General features: G+C 70.5%; 8 protein-coding genes and 1 pseudogene. 4 read left to right on the plus strand and 5 right to left on the minus strand.

What is annotated here, in order from left to right; translation table 11 throughout:
* Positions 1-33 precede the first annotated feature (33 nt).
* The 3 genes from F3J10_RS20225 to F3J10_RS20235 all read right to left on the minus strand — a co-directional run bounded on the left by F3J10_RS20225 (position 34) and on the right by F3J10_RS20235 (position 4,030).
* Positions 34-882 carry a fumarylacetoacetate hydrolase family protein gene (locus F3J10_RS20225; protein ID WP_167242854.1) on the minus strand — a complete coding sequence of 283 codons (849 nt, stop codon included), beginning with the start codon at positions 880-882 and terminating at the stop codon, positions 34-36.
* A gap of 37 nt (positions 883-919) precedes the next feature.
* Positions 920-2,269, minus strand: a complete 1,350-nt coding sequence (locus F3J10_RS20230; protein WP_167242855.1) for an MFS transporter — start codon at positions 2,267-2,269, stop codon at positions 920-922.
* Between the two features lie 69 nt (positions 2,270-2,338).
* Positions 2,339-4,030 carry an FAD-dependent monooxygenase gene (locus tag F3J10_RS20235; protein WP_167242856.1) on the minus strand — a complete coding sequence of 564 codons (1,692 nt, stop codon included), beginning with the start codon at positions 4,028-4,030 and terminating at the stop codon, positions 2,339-2,341.
* A 100-nt stretch (positions 4,031-4,130) separates the two neighbouring features.
* Here F3J10_RS20235 and F3J10_RS20240 point away from each other — a divergent pair, with 100 nt between their 5' ends.
* Complete coding sequence (locus F3J10_RS20240) at positions 4,131-5,048, plus strand: LysR family transcriptional regulator (protein ID WP_036055773.1); 918 nt, start codon at positions 4,131-4,133, stop codon at positions 5,046-5,048.
* Positions 5,049-5,298: 250 nt separating this feature from the next.
* Entirely contained in the window at positions 5,299-5,451 is a 153-nt protein-coding gene (locus F3J10_RS20245) for a DUF6726 family protein (RefSeq protein WP_345791226.1), read from the plus strand.
* A gap of 126 nt (positions 5,452-5,577) precedes the next feature.
* On the opposite strand, the gene F3J10_RS20250 is transcribed toward F3J10_RS20245, so the two are convergent.
* A complete protein-coding gene (locus F3J10_RS20250) occupies positions 5,578-6,393 on the minus strand; it encodes an alpha/beta hydrolase (protein WP_167242857.1) in 816 nt (271 codons plus the stop codon).
* A gap of 113 nt (positions 6,394-6,506) precedes the next feature.
* A complete protein-coding gene (locus F3J10_RS20255; protein ID WP_025097175.1) occupies positions 6,507-7,310 on the minus strand; it encodes a transporter substrate-binding domain-containing protein in 804 nt (267 codons plus the stop codon).
* Positions 7,311-7,722: 412 nt separating this feature from the next.
* On the opposite strand from F3J10_RS20255, the gene F3J10_RS20260 reads away from it, so the two are divergent.
* Both F3J10_RS20260 and F3J10_RS20265 read left to right on the plus strand, forming a co-directional pair.
* Positions 7,723-8,214 (plus strand): DoxX family protein, encoded by a 492-nt coding sequence (locus tag F3J10_RS20260; RefSeq protein WP_167234402.1) that lies wholly within the window; start codon positions 7,723-7,725, stop codon positions 8,212-8,214.
* A 241-nt stretch (positions 8,215-8,455) separates the two neighbouring features.
* A pseudogene (locus F3J10_RS20265) lies at positions 8,456-9,042 on the plus strand (hypothetical protein); the annotation flags it as partial.

Genomic DNA, 9,042 nt, shown 5'->3' on the forward strand with positions numbered 1-9,042 from the left:
TCGATGCCGGTGTCGATGTCCCCGTTCTCGCCCTCAGCGGGCCGCTTCGTCCGCGATCGGATTGCGCAGGGTGCCCATGCCCTCGACGCTGACCTCGCAGACGTCGCCGGCCTTCATCAGCAGCCGCGGCGTGCGCGCCCAGCCGATCCCCGAGGGCGTGCCAGAGACGATCACGTCGCCGGGCTCCAGGGTGATCGCCTCGCTGATGATGCTGATCAGCGTGGCGACGTCGAACACCAGGTCGTCGGTGCTGGCCGACTGCACCAGCTCGCCGTTCAGGCGCGTTTCCAGCCGCAGCCCCTTGATCCCGGGCGGCAGCTCGTCCGGCGTGATCAGTTCCGGGCCGAAGGCGCCGGTGGCGTCGAAGTTCTTGCCGACGGTCCATTGCGGCGTCTTGAACTGGTACTCGCGCACCGAGCCGTCGTTGAACAGCGCATAACCCGCCACGCAATCGAGGGCCCGCTCCCTGGCGATATGGCGCCCGCCCCGGCCCAGCACCACGGCGATCTCGCCCTCGAAATCGAGGCCCTCGGAATCGCTCACGGCCGGGCGGATCATCGGCTGCCCATGCGCCACCAGGCTGGTATCGACGCGCAGGAACAACGTCGGATAGGCCGGCTGCTCGTAGTTGCTCTCCCTGGTGTGGTCGGCGAAGTTGAGGCCGACGCAGAGGATCTTCGGCGGATGCCGCAGCGGCGGCAGCCAGTGCAGCCCGTCCACCGGCAGCCGGCGCCCGTCGTCCTGGGCGCTCGCCCACTCGGCCAGGTCGACGCCGCGCGCCAACAGCGCTTCCAGCGTCTCGTGGCCGAGCACGCGCACCGCGTCGCCATCGCGCACGCCGAGCGTGGCAAGTCCATCCATCATGAAATTCACCAAGCGCATATCCACATCCTCGTTGCAAAGAGATTGAAAAGTTCTGTCATGCCCGCGCCGCGCCGTCCGGGCCACCTGCCCGGTAGAGCCAGCCGGTGGCCAGCATGGCGAGGCCGGCCACCACCACCGGCGCGGCGAACACCGCGAAGGCCGCCGTCGGCGCAGGGAGTTCGACCAGCAGCAGGCCGCCCGTCATCGAGCCGATGATCGAGCCGATGCGGCCCACGCCGAGCGCCCAGCTCACGCCGGTGGCGCGCGCCGCGGTGGCGTAGAAGCCGGCCACCAGCACGTTCGCGCCGGTCTGCGCGCCGGACAGCCCGAAGCCGGCCATGAACACCGTCAGGTAGACCAGCGCGGGATGGCCGATCGCGCCGCCGATCAGGGCGACCGCCACGGCGGCGATCGCATACGAGCCGCTCAGCACGAAGAAGGGGTTCATGCGGTCCATCAGGCGCGCGTTGACGAGCGAGCCGAGGGTGCCGCCCAGCGGCAGCATGGCGCCGACGCGGGCCGCGTGCGAGGCGCTGATGCCCGCGCCGGTGATCACCGTGGGCAGCCAGCTGCTGACCTGGTAATAGACCCACAAGGTGCAGAAGAAGGCCAGCCAGAGCAGCCAGGTGCCGGTGCGATAGCGCGGCGAGAACAGCAGGCCGATCGCGTTTCCGGCACGGCTGTCGGCTTGCTCGCCTTCGGGCACCAGCCGTTCGATCGGCGTGTTCGCATCGCCGCTCAGGCGCGCGATCACGCGGCGCGCCTCCGCTTCGTGGCGCGGCTTGCCCGCCATGAAGCGCAGCGATTCGGGCAGCCAGATCCAGATCACCGGCACCAGCAGCAGCGGGAACAGGCCGCCGAACACGAACACGCCCTGCCAGCCGAAGCTCGGCAGCAGCAGCGAGGCGACCAGGCCGCCGCCCGCGAGGCCAAGCGTGAAGCCGCAGAACATCAGCGTGACGCGCATCGCGCGGCCCTTCGCCGGGCTGAACTCCGAGGAGAGCGTGATCGCGTTGGGCATCGCCCCGCCGAGCCCCGCGCCGGTCAGGAAGCGCAGCGCGACCAGCCAGCCCGCGCTGGGCGCGAAGGCGCAGGCCAGGCTGCCCAGGCCGAACAGCAGGAGCGAGATCGCGATCACGCGCTTGCGGCCGACGCGGTCGGCCAGCGGCCCGAACAGGAAGCTGCCCACCGTGAGGCCGAACAGCCCCGCGCCGAAGATCGGGCCGAGCTGGGCGGGCGTCAGCGCCCAGGCCGATTTCAGCAGCGGCGCGACGTAGCCGACCGAGGCGACGTCGAAGCCGTCGGCCGCCACCACGAGGAAGCACAGCACGAGCGTGAGCAGGGGCAGCGAGGAAGCCTTCGCGGCCTCGACGGCGCCCAGCGGTGATACGGATTGCGCTTGCATGGTCTTGTCTCCTGCTTGTCTGGGTTCGTCGTTTCCGTCGAGCGGCCGCGAACCTTTGGTTAAGACTGCTCACTGCATGGCGTGGGCCGCCTCCTGCCGCCGCGCATGGCCGACGCTGCGCCAGGCCGCCGCCTCGAAATCGCCGTCGAGCGCGCGGCCGCGCCAGGCCACGTGCTGGTCTGGGCGGATCAACACGTAGCGGGCCTGGTAGGCCTGCGCGAGCTCCGCTTCGTCGTCGAGCCGCAGCACGGCGAGTTGCGGCAGCGCGCGCGCGGCCCGCTGCACCGCCTGCGGGTCGAAGGCCGCGCCCTCGGCGTCGGTGCAGAGCAGGGTGAAGCCCGGGCCGAGGCGGTCGTAGAGCGAGGCGCCGTCGGTCAGCCAGACGTGCGGCGCGCGATGCCCGGCGCGCGCGCTCGGCAGGTAGAGATTGGCCGCGTCGGGCGGCGCCGCGCCCGGCTCGGCCTCGACCAGCGGCGAAGCCTCGTAGCGCGTGCCCAGGTGCACGCCCGGAATCACGAATTCGGCCCTGGCATGGAACGCGAGGTACTCGCCGATCGCGGCGCGCGCGGCCTCGCCGGCGGCGCTCGCTTCATAGGCCGCCGCGGGCAGCCTCACATGGCCGATGCCGTCGGCGAAACCGCGCGCGAAGGCGGTGTTGCGCAGCGCGGCCGGACGCCGTTCCGCCTCGTAGCTCGCGCCGAGCGCCTCGCCGGCCAGGCCCTTGACCATCGCCTCGAGCTTCCAGGCGAGGTTGGCGGCATCGTCGATGCCGGTGTTGTAGCCGAGGCCGCCGGTCGGCGTGAACAGGTGCGCCGCGTCGCCGGCCAGGAAGATCCGCCGCTCGGAGAAACGCTCGGCCACCAGCGCGAAGCCCGCCGTCCAGGTCGAGCGGCTCTTGAGCTCGAAGGGCACCTCGGCCCCGATCGCCTCGGCGATGCGGGCACGCACGTCCTGCGCATCGGCCGCCTCGCCGTCGCGCAGTTGCACGTTCATGATGAAATCCCCGGCGCCGTCGACGGCGATCACCAGCGCGCGCTGCCGCGGGCCGAAGGTCCAGTACTGCCAGGCCGGCGGGCGGCGGCTCGCGCGATAGAGTTCGGGCGCATGGAAGTAGACGGCATCCATCTGCCCGCCCATGAATTCGCGCCGCTCGCCGGCCATGCCCTCGAAGCGGATGCCGAGCGACTTGCGCACGAAGCTGCGCGGGCCGTCGCAACCGATCAGGTAGCGCGCGCTCACGGTGCGCGTGGCGGCCTCGCGGCCTTCCACGGCGTCGAGCTCGACCGTCGCCAGCACGCGATCCTCGTGCTGTTCGAAGCCGACCACGCGCGAGGAGAAATGCACGCGGCAAGCGGCATGGCTGCGCGCCGCCTCGAGCAGCACCGGCTCGACGTAGAGCTGCGAGCAGCGATGCGGCGGCTCCGGCGTCGGCCAGGTGAAGGCGTGTCCCCTGGCCCATTCGACCGCCTCGCGCGAGGTGGGCTGAGGCAGCCGCGCCAGTTCGTGCCCGGCGATCGAGGTGAAGTAGGCGATGTCGGGCGCGTAGTCGGCGGGCAGGCCCAGCGAGCGCACCCGCGAGGCGATGCCGATGCGCCGGAAGTGCTCCATGGTCCTAGCGCTATTGGCATTCGCGGCGGGATGGCGGCTGGTGCCGCCCTTGGCGTCGAACAGCTCGACGCTCACGCCCCGCTGCCCCAGTTCGGCGGCGAGGAACAGCCCCACCGGGCCGCCGCCGACGATGATCACATCGCAATCCAGCACTTCCGTCTCCTGTTTTTTCGAAGCCGGATGCAAAATTAATCTCCTGGCCTCTATAAATCCATACAATGAATTTCATATCCAGAATGAATCGGATGCATACATGAACACGCCCGACCTGAACTTCCTGTACGTGCTGCAGGCGCTTGCCGAGGAGCGCAGCGTGTCGCGCGCCGCCGACCGCCTCGGCCTGACCCAGCCCGCCGTCAGCCATGCGCTGGGCAAGCTGCGGGTGCTGTTCCAGGACGACCTGTTCGTGCGGGCGGGCCCGGTGATGGCGCCCACCGCCGTGGGCGAGCGGCTGCTGAAGGGGGTCGAGCACGTGCTGGCGGTGGTGCAGGAGGAAATATGGAGTGCCAAGGCTTTCGACGCGGCCACCACCACCCGCAGCTTTTCGGTCTGCTTGAGCGACATGGGCGTGATCGTGCTGCTGCCGCGCCTGCTCGCGGCCTTCCACGAGCGCGCGCCGGGCGCCGTGCTCAAGCCGATCCAGCTGCCTTCGCCGGAGCTGGCGGGGGCGCTGCAGGACGGCGCGCTGGACCTGGCGATCGGCTATCTCGGCAGGCTGGGCGACAACCTGCACCAGCAGCCGCTGTTCCGGCGCTCGCTGGTGGGGATCGTCAAGGGCGGCACGACGCGCCGCAAGCGAGGCATGACGCTGGCGGAATTCGTCGAGCGCAAGCACGTGGTGGCCGGCACGCTGGCGCTCACCAACCAGTTGCTGGAGAAGGAGCTGCGCCGCCACGGCGCGCGCCTGAAGGTGGGCGTGGACGTGCCCTACCTGCTGGCGGTGCCCAGCCTGGTGGCGAATTCGGACTACATCGCGGCGATTCCCGACGAACTGGCGGCCCTGTTCGCGCGGCTGGCCCATGTGGACGTGTTCCCGCTGCCGATCGAACTGCCGGACCTGACCGTGCAGCAGTTCTGGCACGCGCGCCACCACAACGACGCCGGGCATCGCTGGTTCCGCCGGCTGGTGGCGCAGACGCTGGCGCAGGACGACGCGGCGCCGGCGCGGTGAACCATCGGCGTCACGGATGGCAACATCGGCGCATGATCGAACACGGATTCGCCACAATTTCGACACAGACCGACCGCCGAGCCCTGCCTAGACTTCCTCCCTGCCGGCTCGCCAGCACGAGCCGACCGCCCTGCCCGGCATGCCCGGCGATCGGGGCGCCATCCAGCCAGGGAGCCTCATGGAACAAGCAGACGAAGGGAAGCATCGCGGCGCCGCGTGGCGGGCGTGGCATACGAGAGCGACGGGATGGATCGGATGCGGCGCGCTGTGTCTCGCGCTGGGCGGCTGCGGGCTGGCCGCGGCACCCTGCCGGGTCGCCTCGGCGGGACTGAAGGCCGTGCCGCTGGTCGGCCACCTGGCCGCCTTGCCGACCGATGCCTGCGCGGGCGTGGTCGATCCCTGATCGCCCGATCGCCCGATCGCAGCAAGCGGCCGGGCGGCCGGACGGCCGAACGGCATCAGTTCGCGCCGCCTCGCATCGACGAACACGGCTTCGCCTCGGCGACGGCCATCGTTCGACCACCGCGCATCAAGCCGCCCCCATCCAGCGCAGCACCTGCTGCCAGCGCGGCGCCGTCATCGCCTCGAACCAGTCGTCGTGATTCGCCTCGGGCAGCAGCATCAGCCGGCTGCCCGGATGCCGGCTCGCCAGCCGCTCGGCATGCGCCACCGGGATCAGCGTGTCGCGCACCGAGCCGATCACCACCAGCGGCCCGCGATAGGCCGACAGCGCCGCGATCGAGTCGAAACCATCGTGCAGCATCCAGCGCACCGGGAACATCGGGTACTTCTCCCCCGCCACCGAGGCGAGCGTGTCCCAGGGCGTGATCAGCGCCACGCCGGCCAGCGCATCCTCGCTGCCCTGCACCACGCGCGCCGCCATGCCCGCGCCGAGCGATTCGCCCACCAGCCAGACCGCGCCCGGCCAGCGCGCCAGCGTGGCCGCCAGCGTCTCGCGCGAGGCTCCGAGCGCGGCGCGCATGGTGCGCGCGCCGGCGCGCCGGCCATGGCCCGGGTACTCGGCGATCACCACGCGATAGCCGGCACGCACGAAGATCTCGGCCAGCGGCAGCTTGGTTTCGGCCGATTCCTCGTTGCCGTGATAGACGATCACGCTGCCGCGCGGCGCGGCGCGCTCGGGCGTGACGAGGTAGCCGGCGTATTGCCCGTCGACCTGCCAGGGCTCGACGCGCTCGCCGGGATGCGAAACGCTGGTGGGATCGACCGCGGGCGGCGTGGCCGGCAGCAGCATGCGGTCCTGCAGCAGGTAGAGCGCCGCCGCCGCGGCCAGGTAGGCCGCGGCGGCAATCGCCAGACAAGAAACCAGAATCCGCTTGATCGACATCGCGCGTCAGGAGAATGGGGACGCGCCAGTATAAGGAGTCGATCGAGTTCGTGACGGCACGGGCCGAACGAAGGTCGCCGCGCTTCCGGCAGCGGGACGAAGCTTCGTGCCGATCAGTTCGCCGCCGGCACCGAGGTATCGACGCCGAACCACTGCATCGAGATCTTCCTGAGCGTGCCGTCCTGCTTCATGGCGCTGATGGCGTCGTCGAGCGCCTTGGCGAACTTCGGGTTGCCCTTGCGGAACGGAATGCCCATCTCCTGGCCGCCGCCGGGCACCACGGCGCCGGCGCGCAAGGGCAGCTGGGTGGTCTTGAGCAGGTACGGGATCATCAGGCGGTCGTCGAGCGTGGCGTCGATGCGGCGGTTGACCAGGTCGCTCAGCTTCTCCGGCGCGCCGGGATAGGTCTGCGCGTTGATGCCGGGCACCGCGCGCGCCATCGCGTCGTAGTTGGTGCCGAGCGTCACGCCGAGCTTCTTGTCGCCCTTGAATTCCTGCAGGCTGCCGAACCGCCGGTCGTCGTTGGCGCGCTGGATCAGCTGGGCCGCCGAATAGACATAGGGCTGGCTGAAGTCGAGCGCCTGCTTGCGCGGCGGGGTGATGGTCACCTCGTTGACGATCACGTCGTACTTGCCGGCCTGCAGGCCGGCGAGGATGCCGCTCCATTCGGTGGCGATGAACTCGGGCTTCACGCCCAGGCGGGCCGCCACCGCCTTGGCGACGTCGACGTCGAAACCGACCAGGTTGCCGCTGGCGTCGCGCGAATCGAACGGGGGATAGGTGCCTTCCATGGCGATCTTGAGCACCCCCGCCTGCTTGACCGTGTCGAGCAGGTCGGCGGCCTGGGCCGCGCCGGCCGCCACGCCGAACCATGCCGCGATGCACGCGAGCTTGAACATCGGCTTCGAAACCTTCATTGCTTGTCTCCCTGACGAAAGGCGGAATGTCTTTGAACAGGCCCGGCATGCATCGAGCAGAACATGCTTTCGCGCTCGACACGCCCCGGCCAGGGGCCAGCTTAATCGGACCAATATAGAAAGTATTTCCAAATAAACCCGGGAACGGGCCGGATCGGAGAAGCCGATTCCATCGCGGACAACGTGGCTCGCAAAGCAGCCGCGATTGCCGTCGCGCGGTACGAGGCGGGGCGCGTTCAAATTCCCGGATGCTGCGTCCAGACCCGTCGCCTTCCTGGCGCCTCGAATCGACATTAGCCTGTCGTCTTTGTCCTGAATGCCGAGGTCCGCTCCACGGACCTCGGTCCACCGTGCCCGGATGCGGGCGGATCATGCTCGAATCGTCCGCATCACCTGACAAGGGAACCCATCCATGAGCCGCGATCCGCACGGCCGAAAACGCCTGCCCTGGGGCCGCAGCGATCCCGCCTGGGTCGATGCGATCCTCGACTGGCCGCATACCTGGCTGATCGCCCGCCTCGCGCTGACCGGCCCCTACCTGGTCGGCGCCTGCATGAAGCTGTCCGACCTCGGGCAGGCCGCCCGCGAGATGCAGCACTTCGGCCTGCATCCGGCCCTGCCCTGGGCGCTCGCGATCATCGTGGTCGAGATCGTCGGGCCGCTGATGATCATCGCCGGCCGCTTCGTCTGGTTCGGCGCCGGCCTGCTGGCCGTGTTCACCGCTATCGCCAACCTGCTCGCCAATCCGTTCTGGACGCTGGCGGGCGAGGCCCGCTTCGCCGCCACCAACGGCTTCTTCGAGCACATCGGGCTGGTGGGCGGCTTCATCCTCGCCGCGCTGGCGGCCGAGCACGAACAGCGTCGCGCGCGCGAGTCCGGATCGTTGCGCGGACAACTACGTTGAATGTCGGCTGGACAGTGTCGCTGACGCGCGCGGGCCCCGCGAGCGGGGCGCGGCGCTTCGCACGCCGCCCCAGGCCGGCACGGCCGGCCGCGTGAGCCGGCCGATCCGCCCGGCATCGCCGCCTCATACCTTGGTATGCGCAAGGCACCCGGGGCGCGGCATCCTCACCAGTTCGTAGAATGGCCCGGGCCGCTCGATCTTCTTACGCTTGTCGCACCGTGAACCCGCAAGGAATCCAGCGATGACGACGATCGATCTGCCCCGCCTGATGCTCCAGCTCTGGTCGATGGAGCTGCCCGCCAACGAAGCCGCCTTACGCCATCCCGCCGCGCTGTGGGTACCGCTGGCCGGGCTGCTGCTGCGTGCCGCGGCCGTCGCCGCGCTGGCCTGGAGCGTGCGCCGGCGCCCGCCGCACGGCAGCCGGCTCGCGCAGCAACTGATGCTCACCCTGCTGCTGAACGGCGCGTATCTCGGCCTCGCCTGCGTGCCGGCCGGCGCGGCGCTGCCGGCCGCGCTGAAATCGCTGGCGCTCGCCACCCAGCCGCTGGCGATGCTGTTGCTGCTGATCGCCTTCGCGTTCCAGGGCGAGTGCCCGCCGGCACGCCGTTATGCCGGCGCGGCGATCGCCACGATCGGCATCGGCTGCTCGCTGGCGGCGGCCTCGGGCGGCGGCGCGGCCATGCAGTGCCGCGCGGTCGGCATCGTCGCCGCGCTCGGCGCGATCACCGGGCTGCTGGCCGGCGCCTGGTACCAGCATGGTCTGCCGAGCCCGCGCTCGCTGCCCTCGGCGGGCTTCCTGCAGCGCATCGGCGGCCTGCTGGCCGCGCT

The organism is Burkholderia sp. Cy-637, assembly GCF_011753175.1.
Lineage (GTDB): Bacteria > Pseudomonadota > Gammaproteobacteria > Burkholderiales > Burkholderiaceae > Burkholderia > Burkholderia gladioli.

Coding starts and splice junctions, on each gene's coding strand:
- F3J10_RS20240 (WP_036055773.1), top strand. CDS start 4,131: ATGAACACGCCCGACCTGAACTTCCTGTACGTGCTGCAGGCGCTTGCC.
- F3J10_RS20250 (WP_167242857.1), bottom strand. CDS start 6,393: ATGTCGATCAAGCGGATTCTGGTTTCTTGTCTGGCGATTGCCGCCGCG.
- F3J10_RS20255 (WP_025097175.1), bottom strand. CDS start 7,310: ATGAAGGTTTCGAAGCCGATGTTCAAGCTCGCGTGCATCGCGGCATGG.
- F3J10_RS20225 (WP_167242854.1), bottom strand. CDS start 882: ATGCGCTTGGTGAATTTCATGATGGATGGACTTGCCACGCTCGGCGTG.
- F3J10_RS20230 (WP_167242855.1), bottom strand. CDS start 2,269: ATGCAAGCGCAATCCGTATCACCGCTGGGCGCCGTCGAGGCCGCGAAG.
- F3J10_RS20260 (WP_167234402.1), top strand. CDS start 7,723: ATGAGCCGCGATCCGCACGGCCGAAAACGCCTGCCCTGGGGCCGCAGC.